We start from the raw sequence: 26,155 nt of genomic DNA, 5'->3' as shown, positions 1-26,155 counted from the left end.
GTCCCGTTGCGGCGCTGGCCCCCTATGGTGGAGGGTAGCCCCCCAGCTTTTGCTTCCCAACGTGAGGATCACCCATGATCGAGGCATCCGGCCTCTCGAAGCGCTACGGCGACAAAACCGCCGTCGACAACGTTTCCTTTACTGTCCAGCCCGGCAAGGTCACCGGTTTCCTAGGTCCCAACGGGGCCGGTAAATCGACCACCATGCGCATGATTGTGGGTCTGGACCGTCCGACCTCGGGCCGGGTGCTGGTCAACGGCAAACCCTACGCCCGGCACGCGGCACCCCTCCGCGAGGTTGGCGCCCTGCTTGACGCGAAAGCGGTCCACACCAAGCGCAGCGCGTACAACCACCTGCGGGCCATGGCGGCTACCCACGGCATCTCCGCCAAGCGGGTCAACGAAGTCATTGAGCTCACCGGCCTGGGCCCGGTAGCCAAGAAGCGGGTAGGCGGCTTCTCCCTGGGTATGGGGCAGCGGCTTGGTATCGCATCCGCGCTGCTGGGAGACCCGCACACGGTCATCCTGGACGAGCCGGTCAACGGACTCGATCCCGAAGGCGTCCTCTGGGTCCGGCACCTTGCCCGGGGGCTGGCCGCGGAAGGCCGCACCGTGTTCCTCTCGTCCCACCTGATGAGCGAAATGGCGCAGACGGCGGACCACCTGATCGTGATTGGCCGCGGCCGGATCATTGCCGACGCGCCCATCGCCGAGATTATTGCCGGCCAGAACAAGGTACGCGTCCTCGTCCGTACGGACAGCCCGCGCGAACTCCTGGAAGCAGTGGCCGGTCCGGGGGTCGCCGGCGTGGAGAAGGAATCCGGGCTGCTGGAGGTCACGGGGGCGGAACCGCGAATCATCGCCGAGGCCGCGCTGGACCGCCGGATCCTGGTGTACGAACTGACACCCCTGCAGGTGTCCCTCGAGGACGCCTACATGGAGCTGACCCGAGATGACGTTGAATACCGGTCCCAGGACCTGCCGCAGGAGCTAACCGCCGCGGGAACTGCCTCCGGGAAGGGGAAATAAAACCGTGAGTACCGCTACAACATCCAAGAATCCCGCGTCATCGCCGGCCGCCTCCTCCGGCTCCGGACTGAGCTTCCTCCGGGTCCTGAAATCCGAGTGGATCAAGATCACTACGGTCCCTTCCACCGTCATCCTCCTGGCCATCACCGTGGTGGTGATGGTCGGACTGGCAGCTCTGGGTGCCTGGGGCACCACCCAGATTGTCAATGAATTCGGCGGCGGTGCCGGCAGCCCGGACGCAGCGCAGGCCGGGCCGCCCGCGGCCGACAGCCTGGTTCCGGAGATCCCCGCCAGCGGACTCTTCTTCGGCCAGTTGCTCATCGCTTCCCTCGCGGTGGTGCTCATCGCCTCCGAATGGGGCACCGGAATGATCCGCTCCACCTTCAGCGCTGTTCCCAAGCGCATTCCGGCGCTGCTGGCAAAGAACCTGCTTATCGCCCTGATTTCCTTCGCGGTCGGTGCAGGTGCCGCCTTCATCTCCTTCCTGGTGGCCCAGCCGATCCTGGGCAGCGCAGACCTCAGCCTGTCCCTGGATGATGACGGAGTGCTCGCCAGCATCCTCAACACCGGAACGTGCCTGGCACTGATCGCCGTGTTTGCCATGGCCATCGGCACCCTGCTGCGGAACACCGCCGGAGGCGTGGTGACCGCCATCGGCATCATCTTCGTCCTGCCCCTGGTGGTGGCCATCGTGCAGAACCTGGCGGACTGGATTCCGGACGCCGCACGGTTCCTGCCGAGCAACGCGGGAACCCAGCTGGTGACGGCCGGCCCGATTGCGGACGGAGCCCTCACCCAGCTGCAGGGCGGCCTGGTCCTCGCAGCCTGGGCAGCTGTACTGCTGATCGCTTCCCTGGTCGTAACCAAGAAACGGGACGTCTAGGGGCACTGAACTTCGGTGCGGGCGGCGGCGGAAGAACGGCCGCCGCCACCCGCACCGGAACCAACCAACAATTCCTCCACAACCCCCGGCAATGGTCGTGCCGGGGGTTCTTTACGTCCGAGAAGGCCGGTGGTTACGCCGGGGCGACGGGCTCTGGTTGAATCGGAGCATGTCTGACGCATTGGCCCACATCAATGACCTCGGCGCGTTTGTCAGCGCCTCACCCTCCAGCTTCCACGCTGCGCGTGAAGGCGCGCGCCGCCTGGCGGAGGCAGGGTTCACGGAAGTACTCGAGACCGGAGATTTCCCGCGCTCGGCCGGAAAGTTCTTTGTGGTGCGCGACGGCGCGTTCATCGCCTGGGTCACGCCTGAGGCCGCGGGCCCCGCCACGGGGTTCTCGATCTTCGGTACCCACACCGATTCGCCGTCCTTCAAGCTCAAGCCACGGCCCACCACCGGACGGCTCGGCTGGCTGCAGGCCGGCGTCGAAGTCTACGGCGGCCCGCTGCTGAACTCCTGGCTGGACCGGGAGCTGCAGCTTGCCGGTCGGATGGTCACCCTGGCCGGCGAGGAACGGCTCGTGGAGACCGGCCCGCTGATGCGCTTTCCGCAGCTGGCCATCCACCTGGACCGGGCCGTGAACGAGGGCTTGAAGCTGGATAAGCAACAGCACATGAACCCGGTCTGGGGACTGGGGGACCCGTCCACCTCCGACCTCGTGGCGCTGCTGGCGGCAAAGGCCGGCCTGGCACCGGAGGAGATCGGCGGCTACGACATCGTTGCCGCCGACACCCAGCCACCGCAGGTTTTCGGCGCCGAGGGAGAGTTCTTCGCCTCGGGGCGGCTGGACAACCTTTCCTCCGTCCATGCCGGCGTCGTCGCACTTATCGCGGCCGACGTCGCGCCCACGGCACCGGTTGCCGTCCTCGCGGCGTTCGACCACGAAGAGGTGGGCAGCGGCAGCCGGTCCGGCGCTGCCGGCCCGTTCCTCGAAGACGTACTGCTGCGGATCGGTGACGGACTCGGTGCGACGACGGCGGACCGTGCCCGCGCGATGGCCGCCTCCTTCTGTATTTCCGCGGATGTCGGCCACGCCGTCCACCCCAACTATGCGGAGCGGCATGATCCCGCCAACCACCCGGTGCTCAACGGCGGGCCGCTGCTGAAGATCAACGCCAACCAGCGTTACACCACCGACGCCCCCGGCATGGCCCGCTGGGCGAGCCTCTGCGCGGCCGCCGAGGTGCCGTACCAGGAATTCGTGTCCCACAACTCCGTCCCCTGCGGCTCCACCATTGGACCCCTGACCGCAACGCGGCTCGGCATCCGGACCGTGGATGTCGGGATTCCCGTACTTTCCATGCACTCGGCCCGGGAAATGGCAGGCGTGCATGACCCCCGGCGCCTGGCCGCAGTGGCACAGCTGTTCTTCGCGGCGGGGGCCGCCTGACCCGGACGGAACGGCCGGCGGATCCCGGCGTGTCAATCCCGTCCCGGGAAATCGGATAGGATAAGAAAGTCTGTGCTGTCGGCTTCGGTCGGCAGATTCCCCCCCGCTGCGGATCAGCTGCATGCCGAGGGGAGACAACGCAAAAGAACCTCCTGTTACGGAAATGCCGTGACCGTATAGCCCAAAGGAGGTGGGTTCACAAATGCGTGCTTATGAACTGATGGTAATCATCGACCCCGAGGTCGAAGAGCGTACCGTCGAGCCTTCGCTCGACAAGTTCCTCAATGTTGTCCGCAACGATGGTGGAACCATCGACAAGGTAGACATCTGGGGCCGTCGTCGACTGGCCTACGAAATCCAGAAAAAGACTGAAGGCATCTACGCGGTGGTTAACTTCACCGGTACGCCTGCAGCAGCAGCCGAGCTTGATCGCCAGCTGAGCCTCAACGAGACCATCATGCGCACCAAGATCATCCGCCCTGAAGAGCAGAAGATCTCGAAGAAGGATGCCAAGAAGGCCGCTAAGGACGCTGCAAAGGTTTCCGCAGAATAATTTCGGCAACCCGTACTGATATCAGGAGGCTTTCATGGCAGGCGAGACAACAATCACCGTCGTCGGTAACCTAACCAACGACCCGGAACTGCGGTTCACTCCGTCCGGTTCGGCAGTGGCGAACTTCACCATTGCCTCGACCCCGCGGACCTTCGACCGTCAGTCCAACGAGTGGAAGGACGGCGAAACGCTGTTCCTCCGCGCGTCTGTCTGGCGTGAAGCTGCTGAAAACGTCGCCGAGTCCCTCACCAAGGGAACCCGCGTAGTTTGCCAGGGCCGCCTGAAGTCGCGTTCGTACGAAACCAAAGAAGGCGAAAAGCGCACCGTAATGGAGCTTGAGGTCGACGAAATCGGCCCCTCGCTGCGTTATGCCTCTGCCAAGGTCACCCGCACCCAGCGCTCCGGCGGTGGCGGCGGCGGCTTCGGCGGAAACAACGGCGGCGGTGGCGGCGGCTTCGGCGGCAACTCCAACTCCGGTTGGGGCGGCGGCCAGCAGCAGCCGGCGCAGTCCGCACCGGCTGACGATCCCTGGGGCGCCCCTGCGGGCGGCAACTCCGGTGGATGGGGCAGCGGCCCGGATTCGAACGATCCGCCCTTCTAAACCTCTTCATCCGAAGAGCGGCAACCCCCATTCGGGAGAAGCGGCCCTTCACCCGGCGCCTTCGGGCGCCATCCTCAGACGGCAACCGCCGTCGAGCCCATCCCGTGGAAAATGTATCCACGGGCTCCACTAGACATAAGGAGCTCCACGATGGCTAAGGCTGAACTTCGCAAGCCCAAACCAAAGTCCAATCCCTTGAAGGCCGCTGACATCACTGTCATCGACTACAAGGACGTAGCATTGCTGCGCAAGTTCATTTCCGACCGCGGAAAGATCCGCGCTCGTCGCGTAACTGGCGTCTCCGTGCAGGAACAGCGCAAGATCGCCCAGGCAATCAAGAATGCCCGCGAAGTTGCTCTCCTGCCTTACTCCGGCGCTGGCCGCGGCTAAAGGAAAGGAACCTAACTCATGGCAAAGCTCATTCTGACCCACGAAGTAACCGGTCTCGGCGCTGCCGGCGACGTCATCGAGGTTAAGGACGGTTACGCACGTAACTACCTCCTGCCCCGCGGCTTCGCTCTGACCTGGACCAAGGGTGGCGAGAAGCAGGTTGAGTCCATCAAGGCTGCCCGCGCTGCCCGCGAGCACGCTTCCCTGGAAGATGCTCAGAAGCAGGCTGCTGCTCTCTCCGCCAAGCCGGTCAAGCTGACCGTCAAGGCCGGCGAGTCCGGACGCCTCTTCGGTACCGTCAAGCCCGGCGACGTTGCCGCTGCTGTCGAAGCCGCCGGTCTCGGCGCCATCGACAAGCGCAAGGTTGAACTCCCGACGCACATCAAGTCGGTTGGTTCCTTCCAGGCCAACGTCCGCCTGCACAACGATGTTGCAGCCGTCATCGACCTCGAGGTCGTTGCAGGCTAACGTCTGACGCAGACACTAAAGCGCCCTCCTGCCTTCGGGCAGGAGGGTGCTTTTTTGTGTGGGGGGCCGCTGCTGCGGCCCCCGTTCTCCACGCCCCGGCAGCAGATGCCCGCAATCCATCGTCCGCTGAGGCGGCTGTTGTGGATATCGCGGGGGATATTTGTGGATTTCGGCACCCCTAGGCCTGTTTGGAGCTCCTGTCAACACGGCGCCGGCAGTCCGGCGCGGCGGAAAAATAGTTTGTTTACACAGGTGTGGACAAGCGTTTGCCCTAGTCAGAGGCCCTTTTGTGGAAAAAACTAAGATTTATCCACATGCTTATACCCAGCCTGTGCACAAGACACGCCGCGTTATGCACAGACTGTCCACAGGACCTGTGGATAACTCGTTTGTCGGCAGGCCGCAGGAGGCATACGGTTGCGGTGAATCCCTTCTTCAGACGCATGTCCGCCGGCTCGGATCCGTCAGCACCGCCGCCGCCGTTCCGGCGGAAAGTCAGTGCGGGCTGATAGAGATAAGCAAGCCCTCCGGCAGGGCAGGGATCGAAACGTCTTAGCCTTTATGGAAAGGGTCACAGTGTCGCTCACGCATACGGACTCCCCGGCATCAACATCAAGTCCGGACTTCGCGAGGACACCGCCGCAGGACCTGGTCGCAGAACAATCGGTGCTTGGCGGCATGATGCTCTCCAAGGACGCCATCGCAGACTGCGTGGAAGTCCTGCGGGGCCTGGACTTCTACCGCCCTGCACATGAGGCCATCTATGAGGCCATCATTGATCTCTACGGCCGCGGGGAACCGGCCGACGCCGTCACCGTTTCGGATGAACTCACCAAGCGGGGCGAGATTGGCCGGATCGGCGGACCGGCCTACCTGCACGAGCTGATCCAGTCCGTTCCCACCGCGGCCAATGCCGGCTTCTATGCCGAAATCGTGCGTGAGCGGGCGGTTCTCCGCCGCCTTGTTGGCGCAGGCACCAAGATTGTCCAGTTGGGCTACTCCAACGAGGGCATGGAAGTGGATGACATCGTCAACGCTGCCCAGGCCGAAATCTACGCCGTGGCCGAGCGGCGGACTGCTGAAGACTACGTGCCCCTGAAGGACATCATCGAGGGCACGGTGGACGAGATTGAGTCCGCCGGACACCGCGGCGAAGGCATGACCGGCGTACCCACCGGCTTCTACGAACTGGACGAGCTCACCCAGGGCCTGCACCCGGGACAGATGATCGTTATCGCTGCCCGTCCTGCCGTCGGCAAGTCCACCTTCGCGCTGGACTTCGCTCGGTCCGCGGCCATCAAGAACAACATGACCACCGTCTTCTTCTCCCTCGAAATGGGCCGCAACGAAATCGCCATGCGCCTGCTTTCGGCCGAAGCGACCATCGGGCTTCAGGACCTGCGCAAGGGCACCATCAAGGACGAACAGTGGGGCAAGATCGCCACCACGATGGGCCGGATGAATGACGCGCCGCTGTTTATCGACGACAGCCCGAACATGTCCCTGATGGAAATCCGAGCCAAGTGCCGTCGCCTCAAGCAGCGCCATGACCTCAAGCTCGTGGTGCTGGACTACCTGCAGCTGATGTCCTCGGGCAAAAAGGTGGAGTCCCGCCAGCAGGAAGTTTCCGAGTTCTCGCGTGCGCTGAAGCTGCTGGCCAAGGAACTGGAAGTACCCGTGATCGCGTTGTCACAGCTGAACCGTGGTTCGGAGCAGCGTACCGACAAGAAACCGATGGTTTCCGACCTGCGTGAATCGGGTTCCATCGAGCAGGATGCGGATATGGTCATCCTGCTCCACCGCGAGGACATCTACGACAAGGAATCGCCGCGTGCCGGCGAGGCCGACGTCATTGTGGCCAAGCACCGTAACGGCCCCACCAAAACCATCGTGGTGGGGTTCCAGGGCCACTATTCCCGCTTCTCGAACATGGCGGTTGAGGGCGGCAGCGGCTTCTAGCCGCGGCCCCGGCCCCTCGTCCCCGCCTACCACCGCTTACCGCCCACCGCTTCCCCCAGGAGATCCGCCATGCCCAAGTCCAAGCCCCGCAAGAAGGCCGTCTCCAAGAAGAAGCAGGCCCGCCGCGCCGAGCATGAAGTCAATGCCCTGCTGCGCGGCGAAACCGCGTACTTCAGCGATGAGGCAGAGGCGCTGCTCACCGCCCGCGGCTGGATCAGTGAGCGGGACCAGCCCGGCGGCCCGGACCAGGGCGATGCCTGGTACTGGATGCCGTCCCAGCTGCCGGCGTACCTGGAGGAAGGCGAACCCGTCCCCACCTCCATCTACCCGTCCTCCGAGAGCACCTTCGTCAGCCAGCTGGCGACACCGGACGGCTCCGTTCCGGTCGTGGCGCAGACCGAGTACGACTCCCTTGAGGCACTCGAGGCGGACCTGGACCGGCTGCAGGCCTACCGGGTGCCCGACGACGCGTGGACGGTCCTGGGCGGCGGTCCGTCCGCCGAGGAAACCCCGGATGATCTCATTGACTCCATCACCGAGGAATGGGAGCTCATAGCCGAACTCATCCATTTCCCGTACAGCAACGACGCCGGTGCACGCTCATTTGCTGCCGTGGAGCAGGCCGTGCAGGACGGCAGGCTTACTGAATACGCCTACCGGTCCATCCTGGCCGGCCGCGCAGGGAAGTAAGCGGACCCCGGAAGGGAACCGCGGCCGGTGCCTTAGGCCCTGGCCCGAGCGGTGCGCCTAGCCCCGGTTTGAGGCGCCGGGACCGCCGGCCGGCTCTCCGTGGGCATCGTGGCTCGAGGCCAGCTGCCAAGGCACGGAGGCAACCATGATGGCCGGCTCGAAGTGCAGCCGGGCTTTGATGCGCAGGGCGGTCTGGTTGTGCACCAACTGCTCCCACCAACGGCCCACAACGTACTCCGGAATGTAGACCACGAACAGTTCCCGCGGGGAGTTGCGCCGGGCATCGCGCAGGTACGCCAGCACGGGGGAGATGGTCTCGCGGTACGGCGAGGAAAGGACCGTCAGCGGCACGGGAATCTGCAGCCGCTCCCAGTCAGCCAGCGTGCGGCGGGTGTCCTCCGGATCAAGATCCACAATGATCGCGTTCAGGCTGGAGGGACGGGATGCCCGCGCATAGGCAATTGCCCGCAGGGCAGGCTTGTGGACCTGCGAAATCAGGATCACCGCATTGACCCGGGAGGGCAGGGCCAGGCCGTGGTCGTCAGCACTGAGCGCCAGCTCGCGGGCAACCGTGTCGTAGTGGACCCTGATGCTGTACATGATCACGTAGAGCACGGCCATGGCCAGCAGGGCAATCCATGCGCCGTGGGTGAACTTGGTGATGATGACGATGAGCAGCACCAGGGCCGTCATGCCGAAGCCGAGGGAGTTGATCGCCCGGGAACGCTGCATCCGGCGTCGTACGTCCTTGTCCCGCTCTGTGCGCAGCTTGCCGGTCCAGTGCCGGATCATACCCAGCTGGCTGGCGGTGAAGGAAACGAAGACCCCGACAATATAGAGCTGGATCAGCTGGGTGACATCGGCGTCGAAGGCCACGACGAGCACCAGGGCGCCCAGACCGAGCGAAATGATGCCGTTGCTGAACGCCAGCCGGTCCCCGCGGGTGCGCATCTGGCGCGGGAGGAACCCGTCCTTGGCCAGGATCGAGGCCAGCACGGGGAAGCCGTTGAATGCGGTGTTGGAGGCAAAGACCAGGATCAGCCCGGTGGCGGCCACAACCAGGTAGAACGCGATGCTGCCATCGCCGAAGATGGTCTCCGCCAACTGGCTGATCACCGGATGCTGCACGTAGTCCTCGCCCACGGGGGAACCGTTGAACGTGAGCTGGGTGGCCGGGTCCTGGGCTACATGGACCTTGGTGAGGTTGGCCATGGCGATGATCCCGCCGATCATGGCCGCGGAAATCACGCCCAGGAGCAACAGGGTGGTGGCGGCATTGGCGCTCTTGGGTTTGCGGAACGTGGGGACGCCGTTACTGATGGCTTCAACGCCGGTCAGTGCGGCTGCGCCCGAGGAAAAGGCCCGCAGCAGCAGGAGGACGCCGGCAAGTCCTACGAGCCCTTCGTCGAAACCGGATTCCCGCACCAGTTCGAAGGACGCCGAGGGGGCCTGGCGGAGGTCTCCGCTGAGGAACTGGAGGAAGCCGGTGAGGCACATGCCCAGTACGGAGATCATGAAGATGTAGGTGGGTACGGCAAATAAGGCGCCGGCCTCCCGAATGCCGCGCAGGTTCACCAGGACCAGTACGGCCACCCCGATCACGGCGATGGTGGCCTGGGTGCCGTGCAGTGCGGGGATGGCCGTCACAAGGTAGGACGCCGCCGAGGACATCGACACAGCGACGGTGAGCACGTAGTCCACCAGCAGTGCGGAGGCGACGGTCAGGCCGGCGGGCTTGCCCAGGTTGGTGCTCGCAATTTCGTAGTCTCCGCCGCCGGACGGATAGGCATGGACGTTCTGGCGGTAGGACGCCACCACCGTGAGCAGGACGACAATAACGGCCAGCCCCACCCAGGGGGAGAGGGTCACGGCAGCGACGCCGGCCAGCGCCAGGGTAAGGAGAATCTCATCGGGCGCGTAGGCAGCAGATGAGAGGGCGTCCGAGGCGAAAACCGGGAGCGCAATCCGCTTGGGGAGGAGGGTGTGCGAGAGCCGTTCGTTGCCGTAAGGACGCCCGACCAGAATGCGTTTGAGCGCATTGAAGAATGTGAGCACGAGGACCAACGTTAGACCGGTCCGCCTGCACTGTCCAGAAGTGGAAAAACGCGGCGGCAGTGCCCTTCCCGGGCCGGGGCGCGGCTGGCTCCCCGGCACCTGCCGCAACCCGGGCACCATTATCGGCGCGATCACCGGAGCCTGATCAGAGGCACCCTGAATAACGGTATGCCTGTCGCACATGGGGCGGGGAGCAAGTGTCGGCAAGAAGCTGCAGGCGGCGGACGGCCGCACGGCGTCTGCCGCCGTCGTTTTGGTGGCATTCCTCACTGCCCGGAGATGACCCGGATCACGGAAAACGGGTCCTAAACGCCAAAACCGAATATGTGACGGAATCTACAAAAACGGGTGTTGATTGTACTTCTCGCGCTTATTTACGCGGATCTGGAAAAGATAACGATTCGTGCATACTTGATCTCGATTTGATCTCGATAAAAGACTTCCCTACGTTGGTTAAGGCCCTGATCGAGGGCTGGACCGCCTGACTGGATCGAAGTCGGCGGCGGCCGGCACCAATCCTGGTGCGGCCTCAAACCAGTAAGCCTGATGCCACGCGTCCACTGCACGTCGCCGCTGCGTGGCATCGACGAAGACCTCTATCAAGTTGGGGAAGGCGACGGCGTGCAGACGCCCGGGGACGGGACGAGCGCAGGTGGAACCCATGGGAGCAAAAGACTTATGAAGAACCAGAAGATCCGTCGTATCGTCCGCCGTGGCCTGGCTACCGCCGCCATCACCGGTGCTGGCGCTGCAGGCCTTGCAGGAATGGCCGCTCCGGCCAACGCAGCCTCCATGGACTGGGACGCCCTCGCACAGTGCGAAAGCGGTGGTAACTGGTCCATCAACACCGGCAACGGTTACTCCGGCGGCCTGCAGTTCACCCCCAGCACCTGGGCAGCCTTCGGCGGCACCGGCGACGCAGCTAATGCCAGCCGCGAAGAGCAGATTGCCGTGGCTGAGCGTGTCCTGGCAGCACAGGGCCCCGGCGCCTGGCCTGCCTGCACCGCCAAGCTGGGCATGACCGGCGCTACTGCCAACCCGCAGGCAGCCCAGACTCCGGTTGAGCAGGCTCCTGTCACCGAAGCCGCTCCGGTTGAGACCTACACCGAGCCCGCCCCGGTGGTCGAAGCCGCTCCGGTTGAGACCTACACCGAGCCCGCCCCGGTGGTCGAAGCCGCTCCGGTCGAGGCCGCTCCGGTCGAGACCTACGTACAGCCGCAGACCGTTGCTCCGGCACCGACCAGCGTCCCGGTTGAGGCCGTTGCTCCGGTACAGACCCCGGCTCCGGCCCTGTCCGGCGAGACCTACGTGGTCCAGGCCGGCGACACCCTCTCCGAGATCGCCGAGAAGCTTGGCATCGAGGGCGGCTGGCAGGCGCTGTACAACGCCAACCTGGACACCGTTATCCACCAGGACCTGATCTACACCGGTCAGCCCCTGCAGCGGCCGGCCTTGTTCGGCATGGGTTAGTCTTCGGTAGATGTTCCGCCTTAGTGCGGAGATCGAAGCAGAACGGGCGCTTTACGCGAAATGCGTAAAGCGCCCGTTCCCTTTTAACTATCCTCATCCGCCGGCGATCGACTGCAGGACCAGCAGTTCCGCACGGGCGGGCAGCACGGTGGAAGCACCGTCCAGGTCCCGGATGTCATCGCCGTCCAGGTACAGATTCACATAGCGGCGCAGCTCCCCGGTCTCGTCGCAGATCCGGCGGTACACGCCCGCGAAATCGGACTGCAGGAGCGCCAGGACATCCGCAACGGTGGTGTTTTCCGGTGTCCCTTCGCCAGGCCTGGGGCGAAGGGTCAACAGGCGCCGTCCGTCCGCGGCGTCGGCCAGCGCCGCAGGGAGCAACAGCTCGACGTCGGCGCACCCGTGGCCGCGGCCGCGAGCGTCAGGCCGCAACTGCGCGGACACAGAGCACATCCGGAAGATTGGCGGCCACCAGATTGAAGGTCTCGCCCTCGTCGGCGCTGGCATAGACTTCGCCTCCGCGGGTGCCGAAGTAGATGCCGGCGGGATCGGCGTCGTCCACATCGGCCGCATCACGGAGCACGGCGTTGAAATCATAGGCGGGCAGGCCGGCGTCGAACCGCTCCCAGCTCCCGCCTGCATCGGTGCTGCGGTATACCGCCGGGCGGCCCTGCGGCGGATTGCGTTCCCCCGCCGAACCCAGCGGAATGGTCCAGATGGTATCCGGGCGGGTGGGGTGGGCAAGCATCACGAAACCGAAATCCGCGGGAAGGCCGTCCGCAATGGACAACCACTGTCCGCCGGCGTCGTCGCTGCGGTACACCCCGCCGTGGTTCTGGGCGTATAGCCGCTGCGGGTTGCCCGCGTCCCGGGCTACCTTGTGCACGCACTGCCCGAACGCGGGATATTTCTCCGGCATAAAGTCCGCGATGATGCCGGTGTTGAATGCGTCCCAGGTCTCCCCGCGGTCATCGGAGCGGTAGACCCCGCCGCTGCTGATCGCCACGTGGACGGAATCGTCGCTCGGGCTCGGCAGGACCGTATGGGCGGCCGGGCCGCCGTAGCCGGCGCCCCACTGGGTGCGGTGCGGGTGGTCCCACAACCCCCGCACCAGTTCGAAGTGCTTGCCGCCGTCCTCGGAGCGGAACACGGAGATCGGTTCGCAGCCCGCCCAGACAACGCCCGGCCGGTCCGCGCTGTCCGGCGCCAGCTGCCAGATGCGCTCCAGCGAGGCGCTGGTGTCCTCCGGAAAGGCAATGGCCGCCTGCTCGGGTTCCTGCCAGGTCCGCCCCAGGTCGTCCGAAATCGCGACATTGGTGCCCCACCACTCGGACCGCACACCGGCCAGCAGACGCGGGGTGCCGCTGCGGGCGTCAAAGGCCAGGGACGGGACCTCCGTCATCGCAAATTCCGGCCCGCGCAGCTCCCAGTTGCGGCGGTCGGGGCTCGTGGCCAGCCACAGGCCCTTGCGGGTTCCGATGGCGACCACGGTGGAGGCGCCGGGGGATGCGGCAGCGGGTTTGGCGGCGGGTTCGGCGGCGGGCATGGCCTCGGGCACGGCATCCATGCGGTTATTCCAGCACCGGGGGGTCCCCGGAACAAGGGTTTGCGCAAAGACCGGCTGCCCGGCGGCCCGACGGATGCGCCGCCGCATGGAAATTGCTGCCCCGGGTGCGATAGACATACAAGATGCTGTTGCTGCAGCCGGAAACCCGGCGTCCATGATCTACATCGATCCGCCGATGTGGCCGGCGCACAACACCCTCTTCTCGCACCTGATCTCCAACTCCGGGTTGGACGAGCTGCACGCGTTCACCCGGGAGGCAGGCATCTCGGACCGGGCGTTCGACGGCGACCACTACGACGTGCCCCGGGAACGCTATGACGCGCTCGTGTCGCTGGGGGCCGTGCCGGTCAGCTGCGGCGACCTGGTCCGCATCCTCATTTCCAGCGGGCTCCGGATCCCGGCGAGGGAGCGCCCTTCCGCCCTTGCCGCCCCGCTGCGCCACCGGTGGAACCGGCTGCTGCCCGGGACACCGGAGCTGGGCGAACACCTGCTTCAACTCTGGAATGAACCGCACCGCCGCTACCACGACCGCCGGCATCTGCTGCAGGTCCTGGAGGCCCTGGACCTGCTTGCCGGCGGCGAAGTGCCCCGCCCCGTGGCCCTGGCCGCCTGGTTCCACGACGCCGTGTACACCGGCCGGGCCGGTGCCGATGAGGGCGCCTCGGCCCGGCTGGCTGAGCAGCTGCTCTCCGGCGCGGGCGTGACTGCCGCCGAGACCGCCGAATGCGCACGGCTGGTCCGCCTGACCGCCAGCCATGATCCGGCTGCAGCGGACGCCAACGGAGCGCTGCTCACGGACGCGGACCTGGCAGTGCTGGCCCGCGACCCAGCGGGGTATGCCGCCTACCTGCAGGCGGTCCGCGCCGAGTACGCGCACCTTTCAGCCGAGGACTTCACTGCCGGACGACGCCGGGTGGTCCGGCGGCTTGTCGCAGCCGATCCGCTCTACCGGACGCCCGCCGGACGGCAGCTCTGGGAGGAACGGGCCCGCCGCAACCTGGCCGCGGAACTGGCGGGTGACCCGTCCGGTGCATCGCGGACGGCGCCCGCCGCCCCGGCCACGGACGCGGCAACGGACCAGCCATGACGAGACGCGATGACGCGCCCGGCTTCCGCGGCCAGTTCACCGGGCACCGGCGCGGCAGCCCCGGCTACCGCGGCGTCCTGGTGGGACTGGCCGCGGCCGGTGTGGCGACCTTCGCCCAGCTGTACTCCCTGCAGGGAGTCCTGCCCGAACTCGCTGCCGATCTGGGTATCTCCGCCTCGTCGGCGGCGTTGACGGTTTCCGCAGCCACCCTCGGACTCGCCGTCACAGTGATTCCCTGGTCCGCCGCCGCGGACCGATTCGGCCGGCTGCCGGCCATGCGCCTGGCGATCCTGGCCGCAGTGGTGCTGGGCCTGGCCGTTCCGCTGAGCCCCAATCTGCCGATGCTGCTGGGACTCCGCTTCCTCGAGGGGGCGGCCCTGGGCGGGATTCCGGCGGTGGCGCTGGCCTACCTCAGCGAGGAAGTGAGCAGGCTGCATGCCGCAGTGGCGGCCGGGACCTACGTTTCGGGCACCACCATCGGCGGTCTCGCGGGTCGGATCCTGGCCGCACCCCTGGCGGAACTGGTGAACTGGCGGGTGGGTGTAGCCGCGGTGAGCCTCCTGGCAGCCGGAGCCGCAGTAGTTTTTATGCTCACAGCACCCCGCCAGCACGGTTTTGTGCCCGTCCGCCGTGCCGCCTCCGGACACGGCCTGGCTGCGCGGTTGGCGGCGAACCTTCGCAGCCCGCGGCTGCTGGTCCTGTATTCACAGGGCTTCCTGCTGATGGGCGGGTTCGTGGCGGTCTACAACTATCTGGGTTTCCGGCTGGGCGAGCCGCCCTTCGGGCTGCCCCAGAGCCTGGCCAGCTCCCTGTTCCTCGCCTATCTCGCCGGCACCTGGTCCTCCCGGGCCGCGGGCACCCTGGCGGCCCGGCTTCGCGGCGGGCGGAAGCCGGTGCTGCTGCTGTCCCTCGGTGCCATGGCGGTGGGTCTTGCCCTGACGCTGGCCGAGAACCTTCCGGCCATCGTGGCCGGACTGCTGGTCTTCACCGCCGGTTTCTTCGCCGCGCATTCCATTGCCTCCGGCTGGACTCCGCTACTCGCCCGGGAAGGGCGGGCACAGGCCTCCTCGCTCTACAATCTCTTCTACTACACCGGGTCCAGCCTGCTGGGCTGGGTGGGCGGCTATTACTTCCAGCAGGGCGGCTGGAAGTTCCTGGTGCTTTTTGTCGGTGTGCTGCTGCTGGCGGCGGCACTGGCGGCCGTCCTGGTCCTGCGCAGCAACGACGACGGCGCCGGGACGGCGGACCCCGCGGCAGCGGCACCGGACAACGGACGTAAAACGTAGGCTGGAAGGTGTGAAGACCGAAGCCGACCTTTCCTCCCGGCGGCTCAGCCGCCGGATCCTGGCCCTGGCCCTCCCGGCGCTGGGCGCTCTGATTGCCGAACCCCTTTTCCTGCTGGCGGATTCCGCTATTGTCGGCCACCTCGGCGTGGCCCAGCTGGCCGGTGTCGGCCTCGCGTCGACGGTGCTGCAGACCGCCGTCGGGCTGATGGTCTTCCTGGCCTATTCCACTACCGGCACGGTGGCGCGCTACCTCGGCGGCAACCGGCAGCCTGAGGCGCTCGCCGCAGGAAGGGACGGCATTGCCCTGGCCGTCCTGCTGGGCGCCGTGCTTTCGACCGCGGGGTACCTCTTCGCTCCACAGTTGTGCAGTGCCATGGGCGCCACCGGTGACGTGCACCGCTACGCCGTGGACTACCTGCGCTTTTCGATGCCCGGCCTGACCGCGATGCTGGTGGTCCTGGCCGCCACGGGCGTGCTGCGCGGGCTGCAGGACACCCGCACCCCGCTGGTGGTGGCCACGGCCGGCTTCGCCGTGAACATCGGGCTGAATTACCTGTTGGTCTACGGGTTCTCCCTGTCCGTGGCGGGATCGGCCCTGGGCACCAGCATCGCGCAGTGGGGCATGGCGGTGTTCTACCTGATCGCGGTGGCGCGGATGGCACGCTCCCAGGGGGTTTCCCTGCGGCCCGCGGTGTCGGGAATCAGGGCGACGGCGCACGTGGGGTCGTGGCTGATGCTGCGGACGCTGAGCCTGCGTGCCGCGGTGCTCGCGACAGTCCTGGTCGCCACCGCGCAGGGACCGGAATCCCTCGCGGCCCACCAGCTGGTCATGACTGTGTTTACCTTCCTGGCGTTCGCGCTGGACGCCCTGGCCATCGCGGCACAGGCAATGATCGGCAAGGAACTGGGCGCCGGAGATACCGTGACGGCCCGCGCGCTGACCCGGCGGATGATCGTTTGGGGTGTGGGGTTCGGCGTCATTACCGGGGCGCTGCTGGCGCTGGTGGCGCCGGTGGCAGGGGTGCTCTTCACCAGCGACGCCGGTGTGCAGCAGGCCATGACCGCCGGGCTCTGGGTCCTCGCGGTCTCCCAGCCGATCTGCGGGCTGGTGTTTGTGCTGGACGGAGTGCTGATCGGCGCGGGGGACGCCAAATACCTGGCCCTTACCGGCGTGCTGAACCTGGCCGCCTATCTGCCGCTGCTGATCTGGGTGCACGCTGCGGGCCTGTCCGGCGCCGGGGGGATCGCCTGGCTGTGGGCGGCGTTCGCCCTTGGCTACATGAGCGCACGCGGAATCACCCTGTCCTGGCGGACCCGGCGGGACGCCTGGATGGTGACCGGTGCCCGGTCCGGAGCGGGGAGCGACTAAGCTTGACGGTGGCCAACCGGCCACCGAAATGATGCAAAAGTGAAAGCGGAGGCTCTGCAGTGGGCGGATCCAATCCCGGAGCACCTTGGGGACCCATGCTGGTCCGTTCAATGGTCGCGGCAGTCTACGGCGTGCTGACCGTGTTCTGGCAGGACCCCACCGAGCCCGTCCTGGTGGTTGCCGGCGGCACCTACCTGCTGCTCACCGGCGTCGCACTCTGGCCCATGCTCGCCGCGGCACGCGGACACGGCAACGTTCGGGCTTTCCTGCTGGTTGAAGCCGCCGCCTACGTTCTGGCCGGTGCAGCCACGCTGGTCTTCGCCTCGGCCGAAGCATTCCGGGCAGCGGCTGCCGCCGCCCTCATCCTCGGGGGAGTCCTCGAACTCATCCTCTGGGTCCGGAACCGCGGCGACTTCCTGCCGGCCCGTGACTGGCTGATCACCGGTGCCGCCGCCCTGGCGGCCGGCATCCTGGTGCCGCTCGTCTACAGCCTGGGTGTCCGCGCCTTGCTTGGCGTGACCGGTGGCGCGGCGATCATCATTGCGGTGATCGTGGCCATTTCCGCCCTGGGCGTCCGGCATGATTCCCGTGCAGCCGTGGACGAGCGGGCATAGGCCGTAAACTAGGTAACGCGCGCGGTGCATTTACGCATCGATCCGCGCCACCCCAACGCAGCAGGAGGCAATCATAGTGGCGAACAGCTCAACCGGTGGACCGCAGAGGCGGAACTCCGTTAAGGCACCGCTGATTTTCTCTGCCGTGCTGGCGTTGATTGCCGGCATTGCCACCATGATCTTCGCCACCGGGGGAGCGGAGCAGGAACTGAGGTTCGACCTCGGGCTCATTGCCGTCGGCATTGCGTTTATCGCGTCGCTGCTGGTCTCTTCGCTGCTGCTGATGACGGAGAAGCCGAACCCCGAGCACCTCAGCCAGGGCTCGGGTGTCCACCGCAGTTCGGCAAAGATTCCGGGCGGTGCGGGAAACGTGGGCAAGCCGACCCCGTCCGCAACGGATCAGGACGATTCGCCCCGGCCCACGGATCCCACCGCCTGAGCAGCTAGATCTCCCGTCCGCTGGACGGGTCGCACCCGCCGGTGCCCAGGATGAGCTCGGCAGCGTCAGCGGACCGGTCGGTAACCGTGGTCGGCGACTCCAGGTGCACAGCACCGGAGGGAATCATTCCGGCGCCGCCGAACCTCTCCATCACCCGCCACTGGGCTGCCACGTCCTCCCCGGCATGCCCGGGCGGCAGCTGATCCCAGAACCCGAAGCCGCCGCACGCAAGCAGGGCCTGCCGGTCATAGAGGACGCAGGCCCCCACCCAGGCGATCCGGTACAGGCGCCATTGCCCCGGAGGGATTCCGAGGCCGGACGCCACATGCGCGAGATTCGCTGCATTGTGCAGGGTCCAACGCGAGAAACCCGGCTGGTTGCGGCGGATCCGTTCCGGCTGCACCTGTCCGTTCTCCCAGACCTCGAACGGCTGCTGTTCCTCGGGCCGCCGGTCGGCGAGATAGGACAGCCCCTGCACGGCAGCCCCCACAAACCCGCCGCCGGACGCCGTCAGGGCAGCCGTCAGCCGGGCCAGCATGTCCGGTTCCAGCCAGACGTCGTCGTCCAGGAACAGGACCAGCGGAGCGCCGGCCTGCCCGAGCAGGAAGTGCCGCTGTTCCGCCAGCCCCCGGGCCGGCAGGTGCCTCAGTAGCCGGACGGGACGGCCCTGCGCCTGCAGGACCCGGACCATCGCTTCGGCGGCGGGATGGTTCCAGGACGGAACATCGGTACTTTGGTCGCTGATGACGACGGCGAAGTCCGGCCCGTCCTGCGCGGCCAGCCCGGCGAGGGTGACCGCGAGTTCGGCCGGCCGGTTGCGGGTCGGAATCAGCACGTCCACCTCTGCCGCACTGCCCGAATCGGGTGGCCGGGCCCAGTCCCCGGACCAGCGGCGCGTCACGGCGGGTCCCCGGGGCCGTTCCCGCCTGCGGCTGCTTCTGAGCCTCCGCCGCCCGCGGGGTTTCCCTCAGTCTCCCCGGTGCCGCCGGACCGGATCCGGGACACCAGGGCAGTGGTGGAGTGGTCGGAGACGTAGTCCAGGATCAGCACCCGGCCGCCGCATTCCTCCACCACCGGGGTTTCAGCCAGCATCTGGGCGGAATAGTCCCCGCCCTTCGCGTAAATATCCGGCCGCAGCTCCCGGATGAGCGGAATCGGAGTGTCCGTGTCGAATACGGTCACGTAGTCCACGCAGCTGAGCGCGGCAATGATCCCGGCCCGGTCATGGACGGGATTGATGGGACGGCCCGGTCCTTTCAGCCGGCGGGCGGACGAGTCGCTGTTCAGGGCGACCACCAGGATGTCGCCGAGTTGTTTGGCCTGGTTCAGGTACCGGGTATGCCCGCGGTGCAGGACGTCGAAACAGCCGTTTGTCAGGACAATCCTGCGCCCGGCAGCCCGTTCGACGGCGGTCCGGGCCAGGAGATCCGCCTGGCTGAGCGCCGTGTCGGCAAAGCTGTCCAGATGCTTTTCCAGATCGGCGGTGCTGCAGACGGAGGTGCCGGGCCGCTGGACCACAATATCGGCGGCGTTCTGCGCCAGGTCCGCGGCGGTGGACAGCGGCAGGCCTGCGGCCCGGGCGAGCGTCAGGCAGGCAACGAACGTGTCGCCTGCTCCCGACGCCTGTTTTTCGGCAGCGGGCCGCGCCCAGGTGCGGTGGAACCCGCCGTCGGCGCCGATCACGGCCGCGCCGTCACGGTCCAGGGTGACGGCTGCCGCTGCCGCGCCGGCGGCGGCCAGCAGATCCTGCGCATAGGTGCGAACCGCTGCGGCCCGGTCCGGCCCGAGTGACCTGGGCCCGCCCAGCAGATGCGCGGCTTCGGCGGCATTCGGCGTGACCAGGTCGGGGGACAGATCGGCCCAGCCCGCGGCGTCGTGGGCGTCCACGACGGTGAGGCGGCCGCCGCGCAGTGCCACCAGGGCGTCGCGGACGGCCCCGTGCAGCAGCCCGGTGCCGTAGTCGCAGACCACCAATGCATCGGCGCCCTCCAGCAGTGCAGGGACGGAGGCCGCCAGCAGGTCTTCTGCCTCGGCCGGGAACCGCCCGCCGTCGTCGAGCCGGAACAGTACCTGCTCCGCGGCGACAATCCGGTCCTTCGTGGCGGTCTGCGCGTCGGGGTGCCGCACCATGCCGCGCAGGTCCACGCCCGCCTCCGCCAGGATGCCGCGCAGCCGGTCACCGGCGGCGTCGCTGCCGGTCAGTCCGCCGAGCCGGACCCGTGCTCCGAGCGCCTGCAGGTTCATGGCCGTGTTTCCCGCACCGCCGGGTGCGTAGTTCTTCCGCTGCACATCCACCACGGGAGCCGGAGCCTCGCGGCAGAACCGTTCGGTGACCCCGGACCACCAGCCGTCCAGCATCACATCGCCGATGACCGCTATGCACAGGGAGGCGGCCGCGAGACGAGCCGGCAGCCCCGGAGCGAGGCTGCGGACCTCCCCGGGGTTCCGGAAGTCCGTCACTCCGGCAGTCCCGGTGAGGCGGTGCCCGGAGAGCCGACGTGGACCACCTTTACGAGGGAGAACTCGTCCAGCAGTTCCGGGCCGTAGCCAAAGCCGCGGCCGCTCCGACGCCTGGGCTGTGCCGAGCCGCCCGGGGCGCCGCCGAACACGGCGTTGATCTTCACGGTGCCCACGTCCAGGGCAGCCACTGCCTGCTGAGCGTGGGCAATGCTGCCCGTCAAGACCGTGGCGGCCAGCCCGTAGGATCCCGCAGCGGCCAGGGCGAGCCCTTCGTCGAAGCTGTCCACCACCTGCACGGCGGCCACGGGGCCGAACGTTTCGGCGTCGAAGACCTCCATCCCCGCCGAACAGTTCAGCAGGACGGTAGCGGGGTAGTGGGCTCCGGGTCCTTCCGGTAACGCGCCGCCCTCCGCAACCGTCGCGCCGCGGACCAGCGCCTGGGTTACCTGCTGGTGCACGGTATCGCGGAGCCGGGTATCCACCAGCGGCGCCATCGCCTGCCCTCGGTTTCGTCGCCGCGCTTCGGCCATCAGCTCGGCGCAGAACGCATCCGCGATGTTGCGGTGAACGTAAATGCGCTCCACCGCGGTACAGATCTGGCCGCTGTTGCTGAATGCCCCGACAGCTGCCTGTCCGGCCGCCCATCGCGGATCCACATCTGCATCAACCAGCAGCGGATCATTGCCGCCGTTCTCGAGGATGACGTGGGCTCCCGTCAGGGCAGCCGCCCGGGCAATCCTCGCACCCGTCGCACTGGAACCCACGTGTGCCAGGACGTCCACCCCTGCTTCCAAGGTCAGTTGGGCACCCACGTCCGGGCCGCCGGTGACCGTTGTCAGGACACCGGCGGGGAACGCCGGGGCGAGGATCTCCCCGAGCAGTTTCCCGGTGTGGGGAGAACGCTCGCTGGGCTTGTGAATCAGCGTGTTTCCGGTGACCAGCGCCGCGCCGATCAACCCGGCGGCAACGGCCACCGGGTCGTTCCACGGGGTCAGCACCACGGCGACGCCGCGCGGCCCGGCTACCGTGTAGTCCGCAGCGAGTGCCGCACCGCGGAGGCTGAGCCCCCGGTGCACAGGGCCAAGTTCGGCGTATTGCTCCAACGTGGACACCCCGGCCTGCACCCCGGCAAGCGCTTCGGCCGCGGGCCGTCCGGTCTCACGGGTGTTCCACTCGGCCAGTTCGGCGGCCCGCAGCTCCAGGGCAGCGGCAGCGGCGTGCAGGAGGCGCCCCCGCTCTGCAGGGGCGGTGCCTGCCCAGCCGGGGAGGGCGCCGCGGGCTGCGGCCACGGCGGCTCGGATGCCGGCCCGTCCGTCCTGCTCCACCCGACCCACCAGCGTTCCGTCCCGTGGATCGCAAATGGTGAGCGGCTCGGGGGAACCGGTGGGGTGCATCGGGGAGGCGGACCGGGGGACCGGCGGCTGAATGGTGGTGGACATGCTGCTCCTTGTCGCGCGTTGTATAGCTCCCATACCCCGTTTCCGGCGGGTTCAGACAGGCGCGGAAAGCAGGTGCGGGCCCCGCTCACATGGAGTAAACACCTCCCTTGGGTCCGGCGTCGCCAGCACCTAAGGTGAGTGCCCACAGGGCAGACCGGCGCGGCACGCAGGTCCTCGGCGAAAGGAAGCCCCATGAAGCAGAAGACCACGGAACAGCGCGGGCCGCTGTACCCCCGGAGCGACCGGCCGGGGCTTGTCCGCGGCGTCGGCCCCCTGGCCGCACCCTTTCCGGAGGTGCAGAAAATCGCCGTGCTGCGCGGCGGAGGGCTGGGAGACCTGATGTTCGCCCTGCCGGCGGTCGAAGCTCTCGCCGCCGCATATCCGTCCGCGTCCATCACGCTGCTTGGCACTGCGCTGCACGCCGCCCTCCTGACGAACCGGCCCGGGCCGGTGCAGCGGGTGGAGGTCCTGCCCGCCGCCCCCGGCATTGCCTCCGGAGCGGAGGACCCGGAGGCCGTTGAGGCATTCCTGGCCCGGATGCAGCGGGAGCGGTTTGACCTGGCCGTACAGGTGCACGGCGGCGGCCGGAATTCGAATCCCTTCCTGCTCCGCCTGGGGGCACGGCACACGGTGGGGACCCGCACCCCCGATGCCGCCGCCCTGGAGCGGAGCATTCCCTACATCTACTACCAGCACGAGGTATTCCGGGCGCTGGAAGTGGCCGGGCTCGCCGGAGCAGCCCCCGTCAGCCTGGACGCGCAGCTGCCCGTCCTGCCCGAAGAGGCAGCGGCGGCGCGGGCCCTGGTATTGCCGGGCCGGAACCTGGTGACCCTGCACCCCGGGGCCACGGACCCGCGGCGCAGGTGGCCGGCGTCGTGCTTCGCGGAGGTGGCGGTGCGTGCCGTCGCCCGGGGCTGCCAGGTTGTGGTGGTGGGCGACGACGCCGACCGGAGCCTCGCGCAGTACGTCGTGGACCTTGCGCTCGCCGAGGCCGGACCCGACGCCCCCGTCCGCTCGCTCGCCGGCGAACTGGGCATCGGCACGCTCGGGGCCCTGCTGCAGGCCAGTGCGGTGATGGTGGGCAATGACAGCGGGCCCCGGCATCTGGCGCAGGCGGCCGGAGCCGCCACGGTGGGGATCTACTGGTTCGGCAACGTCGTCAACGCCGGGGCGATGGGCCGCACCCGGCACCGGGTGCACATGTCCTGGGTGTCGGAGTGTCCCGTCTGCAAGGCAGACGTCACCCAGGTCGGCTGGACTGCCGAGCGGTGCGAACACGATGACTCGTTTGTGGCGGAAGTGCGGACCGCAGATGTGTGGGCCGACGTCGACCAGCTGCTCGGGTAGGCTCGGGAAGCCCGCTAAGGTCGGGGTATGCACATTTGGTATCCGGCCTCGCGGCTGCAGCCCGACGGCGTCCCCTGCCGTACGGTGGGCCGCCGGTGAATCTGCGCGAGCAGCAACGGAGCGAAACCCGGCAGCGGTTCATTGACACCGCCATGCAGTTGTTTCAGGAGCAGGGGTTCACCGCGACCAGCATGAACCAGATCGCGGTTGCCGCCGGCGGCAGCCGCGCCAACCTCTACCTGCATTTCCGGAACAAGCCTGAACTGGTCATGGCCAAAATGCGGGACATTGAACAGGAAATCACGGACGGCTACCGCGCGCTGGATGAGCTGCCGCAGCACGATTTTGCCGCCCTCCGCGGGTGGCTGGTAGACACCAAAGGGCTCTGGTCGCGGTACGCAATCGAATTTGCGGCCATGGAGCAGGCCATGGCCGCAGACACGGCGGTGGCGGACGAGTGGCTCGGGATGCTGCGGCGCGTCAGCGGGTCAATGGAGCGGCTCTACCGCTCCTGCTCCTCGCAACAGGAGCGGGAAGAGCTGCAGACCCATCTCGTGACTTTCATGATGAGTTTGGACCGCAACTTCTACTTCCTCTACGTCCGGGGACACCAGGAGCGGCACGAGATGGTGCTCGATGCGCTGACCCGCCAACTCTTGAGCCTGTTCGCTGACAGGTTTCCGTCCCAGTAGCTGCCGGAGTCCCGGCAGCAACTGGAACGGAAACCCGGCGCGGCTACCGGTCCAGGACCAGCCGCGGACAGCCCCGCCCGGCCCGGGAAACGCAGATCATCAACGTCTCATTGGCATCCTGTTCGTCCGGCGTGAGGATCGAGTCACGGTGTTCGGCCTGCCCGGACACGATCCGGGTTTCGCAGGTGCCGCAGGTTCCCGTCTTGCAGGAAGAAATCACCGGCAGCCCGGCCCGGTCCGCAGCGTCGAGGATGCTTTCGTCCGGACCCACTTCAACGGTGACTCCCGAGGCTGCGAACTCCACCTCGAAGGCAGTGTCCGGTTCAGAGCGTTCCAGCACCTTGGCGGCAAACCGTTCCACCCGCAGTGAGCCCTTGCGCCAATGGGCAGAGTGGGTCTCCACGGCCCGCAGCACCGGTTCGGGTCCGCAGCAGTAGATGAGGGTGTCTTCCCGCGCGTCCTGCAGCAGTCCCGGCAAATCCATCAGTCCGTGGGTGTCCTGCGGCACGAGGGTGACGCGCTCCCCGTAGGCGGCCAGTTCCTCGAGGAACGCCATTGAAGCCCGTGTGCGTCCGCCGTACACCAGTTGCCAGTCGGCGCCGGCCTTTTCCGCTTCGCGGATCATGGTCAGGAGCGGTGTGATGCCAATGCCGCCGGCAATGAAGAGGTACTTCGGTGAGGGGGCAAAGCGGAAGTTGTTCCGTGGCCAGGAAACGGTGACCGTACTGCCTTGATGGAGCGTACGGTGCACCGCCAGCGAGCCGCCGCGTCCGGTATCGGACCGCAGCACACCCACGCGGTAGGCTGCTGTGTTGCCCGGATCCGAGCACAGCGAATACTGGCGCACCAGCGTCTCGGGGTCCCCGGGTACGTGCAGATCGATGTGCGCGCCTGGCTTCCACCCGGGCAGGGCGCCTCCATCGGGGTGGCCCAGGAGCAGGGAGACCACGCCGTCGGATTCTTCCCGGCGCTCCAGGACCCGCAGGTTCAGGGTTCGCACGGCGCGTTCCCGGGAGCGGGCGACGTCGGCCACGTCCCAGTGCACGTTCAGTGAGCGGCGCGCGGGCAGCAGAGCAAACCGGACGAAGTCCACGGCATCAGCGTCGTCCGGGCGCATTGAGGGCAGGCGTTCGTAAAGCACCTTCAAACCCGCAGCCCCCTGGACCCGGGCGAGCGGGTTGCCCAGGCACTTGTGGCGTCCGGTGGAGAAGGCCAAATGGTCTACTGGATCCTGGCGGTGGATATCGAAGGCAAACGGACTGTCCACGTGGGCCGGATCTGTGTTCACCGAGGCCAGGGCAAGCCAGACCATGTCCCCGGCCTTGATCTGTGCCCCGCCGAGCTCAATGTCAATGTTGGACCGGCGGGAAGCGAACGTGGAGGAAGGTCTGCGGCGGACGGTTTCCTCAAAGACCCGCGGCCAGAGCTCAGGCTCGGCCAGGGCATCTTCCCGTGCCTGCGGGTTTGCAGCCAGGAACAGTACGGCGTTCGCCATGGCCTGAGCGGTGGTGTCGGTGCCTGCCGCGGCAAACTCGGTGAGGTGTATGGCTATTTGGTCCGCGCCGAGGGCATATCCACCGTCTTCGCTCCGCGCGGAAGCCATCACGCTGATCAGGTCCCCGGCGTCGGAGTTGCGGCGTGATTCAATGATGTCCCGCAGCACGAGGTTTGCCTCGGTGTAGCGTTTCCAGACCTGCGAGCGGAGGGGTTCCGGGAACGGCTCCTGCGCCGAGGCCAGAATCTGGAAGAAGTCGTCCCGCAGCTGGCGCATCATCGCGTCATATTCGTAATCGAGACCCATGAGGGCCATCAGGGTTTGGGTGGTCAGCTCGAGGCAGTAATCCTCCAGCAGGTTGCCCTTCCCCTGGTCCTCGAACCCGTCAATGATGCGGTGCGCGCGGGACTCGATCTCCGGCTGCAGCGCGTCCATGCGTTCCTGCAGGAAGCCCAGCTGTGCCACACTGCGGGCGGTGGTGTGTCCGGGCGGATCCGATCCCACGAGGATGCGGGACATCAGCTCGGCGGGAATGGTGGACTGGTAGGCCTCCGGCACCTCGATCAATCCGCCGTTGGATGCGGAAGAGAACTTCTGCCAGTCGGAGAGCACGGTCAGGGCATCCTCGCGGCGGGTGACAATCCAGGCATTGAGGTGCGGATAAAAGAAGGTGGGGGTCTCGTCACGGACTTCCGCAAAGTGTGCGGCCGGGTCGCGGTAGTAGGCATCGCCCATAGCATCGAAGCCGTGGGCCACGGGGCATTTTGACGGAGCGGAGGGGACAGCGGTCATGGCGGATTCCTTGGAAAAGAA

General features: G+C 67.2%; 24 protein-coding genes. 17 read left to right on the top strand and 7 right to left on the bottom strand.

Annotated features, from left to right (window positions below; genetic code table 11):
• The first annotated feature begins 74 nt into the window (after positions 1 to 74).
• The 9 genes from LJ760_RS05390 to LJ760_RS05350 all read left to right on the top strand — a co-directional run bounded on the left by LJ760_RS05390 (position 75) and on the right by LJ760_RS05350 (position 8,022).
• A complete protein-coding gene (locus tag LJ760_RS05390; RefSeq protein WP_227920312.1) occupies positions 75 to 1,028 on the top strand; it encodes an ABC transporter ATP-binding protein in 954 nt (317 codons plus the stop codon).
• Positions 1,029 to 1,032: 4 nt separating this feature from the next.
• Positions 1,033 to 1,911 carry an ABC transporter permease gene (locus LJ760_RS05385; RefSeq protein ID WP_227920309.1) on the top strand — a complete coding sequence of 293 codons (879 nt, stop codon included), beginning with the start codon at positions 1,033 to 1,035 and terminating at the stop codon, positions 1,909 to 1,911.
• Positions 1,912 to 2,080: 169 nt separating this feature from the next.
• Positions 2,081 to 3,361, top strand: a complete 1,281-nt coding sequence (locus LJ760_RS05380) for a M18 family aminopeptidase (RefSeq protein ID WP_227920307.1) — start codon at positions 2,081 to 2,083, stop codon at positions 3,359 to 3,361.
• A 202-nt stretch (positions 3,362 to 3,563) separates the two neighbouring features.
• Positions 3,564 to 3,914 (top strand): 30S ribosomal protein S6, encoded by a 351-nt coding sequence (gene rpsF / locus LJ760_RS05375; RefSeq protein ID WP_227920298.1) that lies wholly within the window; start codon positions 3,564 to 3,566, stop codon positions 3,912 to 3,914.
• A gap of 34 nt (positions 3,915 to 3,948) precedes the next feature.
• On the top strand, positions 3,949 to 4,515 hold the full coding sequence (locus tag LJ760_RS05370; protein ID WP_227920296.1) for a single-stranded DNA-binding protein: 567 nt from the start codon (positions 3,949 to 3,951) through the stop codon (positions 4,513 to 4,515).
• A 150-nt stretch (positions 4,516 to 4,665) separates the two neighbouring features.
• Positions 4,666 to 4,905: a 30S ribosomal protein S18 gene (rpsR, locus tag LJ760_RS05365; protein WP_007269381.1), complete on the top strand. Its 240-nt coding sequence runs from the start codon at positions 4,666 to 4,668 to the stop codon at positions 4,903 to 4,905.
• Between the two features lie 18 nt (positions 4,906 to 4,923).
• Positions 4,924 to 5,373, top strand: coding sequence for a 50S ribosomal protein L9 (rplI, locus tag LJ760_RS05360; RefSeq protein WP_146359901.1), 450 nt, complete (start codon positions 4,924 to 4,926; stop codon positions 5,371 to 5,373).
• A 576-nt stretch (positions 5,374 to 5,949) separates the two neighbouring features.
• On the top strand, positions 5,950 to 7,332 hold the full coding sequence (gene dnaB, locus LJ760_RS05355; RefSeq protein WP_227920294.1) for a replicative DNA helicase: 1,383 nt from the start codon (positions 5,950 to 5,952) through the stop codon (positions 7,330 to 7,332).
• Positions 7,333 to 7,401: 69 nt separating this feature from the next.
• Complete coding sequence (locus LJ760_RS05350; RefSeq protein WP_227920292.1) at positions 7,402 to 8,022, top strand: cell division protein CrgA; 621 nt, start codon at positions 7,402 to 7,404, stop codon at positions 8,020 to 8,022.
• Between the two features lie 57 nt (positions 8,023 to 8,079).
• On the opposite strand, the gene LJ760_RS05345 is transcribed toward LJ760_RS05350, so the two are convergent.
• On the bottom strand, positions 8,080 to 10,077 hold the full coding sequence (locus tag LJ760_RS05345; protein WP_227920290.1) for an APC family permease: 1,998 nt from the start codon (positions 10,075 to 10,077) through the stop codon (positions 8,080 to 8,082).
• 678 nt (positions 10,078 to 10,755) lie between these two features.
• Between LJ760_RS05345 and LJ760_RS05340 the strand changes: the two genes are divergently transcribed.
• Positions 10,756 to 11,547 (top strand): LysM peptidoglycan-binding domain-containing protein, encoded by a 792-nt coding sequence (locus tag LJ760_RS05340; protein WP_227920288.1) that lies wholly within the window; start codon positions 10,756 to 10,758, stop codon positions 11,545 to 11,547.
• Positions 11,548 to 11,640: 93 nt separating this feature from the next.
• Here LJ760_RS05340 and LJ760_RS05335 read toward each other — a convergent pair whose 3' ends face one another.
• Entirely contained in the window at positions 11,641 to 11,991 is a 351-nt protein-coding gene (locus tag LJ760_RS05335; protein ID WP_227920286.1) for a MoaD/ThiS family protein, read from the bottom strand.
• Positions 11,969 to 13,093 (bottom strand): WD40/YVTN/BNR-like repeat-containing protein, encoded by a 1,125-nt coding sequence (locus tag LJ760_RS05330; protein WP_227920941.1) that lies wholly within the window; start codon positions 13,091 to 13,093, stop codon positions 11,969 to 11,971. The genes LJ760_RS05335 and LJ760_RS05330 overlap by 23 nt, the downstream gene beginning before the upstream one ends.
• 175 nt (positions 13,094 to 13,268) lie before the next feature.
• Here LJ760_RS05330 and LJ760_RS05325 point away from each other — a divergent pair, with 175 nt between their 5' ends.
• The 5 genes from LJ760_RS05325 (at position 13,269) to LJ760_RS05305 (ending at position 17,909) form a co-directional block, all read left to right on the top strand.
• Positions 13,269 to 14,201, top strand: coding sequence for a DUF4031 domain-containing protein (locus tag LJ760_RS05325; RefSeq protein ID WP_227920940.1), 933 nt, complete (start codon positions 13,269 to 13,271; stop codon positions 14,199 to 14,201).
• On the top strand, positions 14,198 to 15,487 hold the full coding sequence (locus LJ760_RS05320; protein WP_227920284.1) for an MFS transporter: 1,290 nt from the start codon (positions 14,198 to 14,200) through the stop codon (positions 15,485 to 15,487). The genes LJ760_RS05325 and LJ760_RS05320 overlap by 4 nt, the downstream gene beginning before the upstream one ends.
• A gap of 10 nt (positions 15,488 to 15,497) precedes the next feature.
• Positions 15,498 to 16,856: an MATE family efflux transporter gene (locus LJ760_RS05315; protein WP_227920282.1), complete on the top strand. Its 1,359-nt coding sequence runs from the start codon at positions 15,498 to 15,500 to the stop codon at positions 16,854 to 16,856.
• A 59-nt stretch (positions 16,857 to 16,915) separates the two neighbouring features.
• A complete protein-coding gene (locus LJ760_RS05310; RefSeq protein ID WP_227920280.1) occupies positions 16,916 to 17,470 on the top strand; it encodes a hypothetical protein in 555 nt (184 codons plus the stop codon).
• 76 nt (positions 17,471 to 17,546) lie between these two features.
• Positions 17,547 to 17,909: a hypothetical protein gene (locus LJ760_RS05305; protein ID WP_227920278.1), complete on the top strand. Its 363-nt coding sequence runs from the start codon at positions 17,547 to 17,549 to the stop codon at positions 17,907 to 17,909.
• A gap of 4 nt (positions 17,910 to 17,913) precedes the next feature.
• Here LJ760_RS05305 and LJ760_RS05300 read toward each other — a convergent pair whose 3' ends face one another.
• Genes LJ760_RS05300 through LJ760_RS05290 form a run of 3 tightly spaced genes read right to left on the bottom strand, consistent with a single transcriptional unit; the run spans position 17,914 to position 21,808 of the window.
• A complete protein-coding gene (locus LJ760_RS05300; RefSeq protein ID WP_227920276.1) occupies positions 17,914 to 18,810 on the bottom strand; it encodes a glycosyltransferase in 897 nt (298 codons plus the stop codon).
• On the bottom strand, positions 18,807 to 20,369 hold the full coding sequence (gene rfaE2, locus LJ760_RS05295; RefSeq protein ID WP_227920274.1) for a D-glycero-beta-D-manno-heptose 1-phosphate adenylyltransferase: 1,563 nt from the start codon (positions 20,367 to 20,369) through the stop codon (positions 18,807 to 18,809). Before rfaE2 ends, LJ760_RS05300 begins: the two co-directional genes overlap by 4 nt.
• Entirely contained in the window at positions 20,366 to 21,808 is a 1,443-nt protein-coding gene (locus LJ760_RS05290; RefSeq protein ID WP_442860633.1) for an aldehyde dehydrogenase family protein, read from the bottom strand. The genes rfaE2 and LJ760_RS05290 overlap by 4 nt, the downstream gene beginning before the upstream one ends.
• 192 nt (positions 21,809 to 22,000) lie before the next feature.
• On the opposite strand from LJ760_RS05290, the gene LJ760_RS05285 reads away from it, so the two are divergent.
• Together LJ760_RS05285 and LJ760_RS05280 are read left to right on the top strand one after the other, a co-directional pair.
• Positions 22,001 to 23,155: a glycosyltransferase family 9 protein gene (locus LJ760_RS05285; RefSeq protein WP_227920271.1), complete on the top strand. Its 1,155-nt coding sequence runs from the start codon at positions 22,001 to 22,003 to the stop codon at positions 23,153 to 23,155.
• A 95-nt stretch (positions 23,156 to 23,250) separates the two neighbouring features.
• Complete coding sequence (locus LJ760_RS05280; protein WP_227920269.1) at positions 23,251 to 23,847, top strand: TetR family transcriptional regulator; 597 nt, start codon at positions 23,251 to 23,253, stop codon at positions 23,845 to 23,847.
• Between the two features lie 43 nt (positions 23,848 to 23,890).
• On the opposite strand, the gene LJ760_RS05275 is transcribed toward LJ760_RS05280, so the two are convergent.
• Complete coding sequence (locus LJ760_RS05275; RefSeq protein ID WP_227920265.1) at positions 23,891 to 26,134, bottom strand: cytochrome P450; 2,244 nt, start codon at positions 26,132 to 26,134, stop codon at positions 23,891 to 23,893.
• Positions 26,135 to 26,155: the final 21 nt, after the last annotated feature.

Origin of the sequence: Arthrobacter sp. zg-Y895, assembly GCF_020731025.1 — a bacterium.
GTDB lineage: Bacteria > Actinomycetota > Actinomycetes > Actinomycetales > Micrococcaceae > Arthrobacter_B.
The sequence above is the reverse complement of the archived record's forward strand: the minus strand, read 5'-3'. Positions and strand labels throughout refer to the sequence as shown.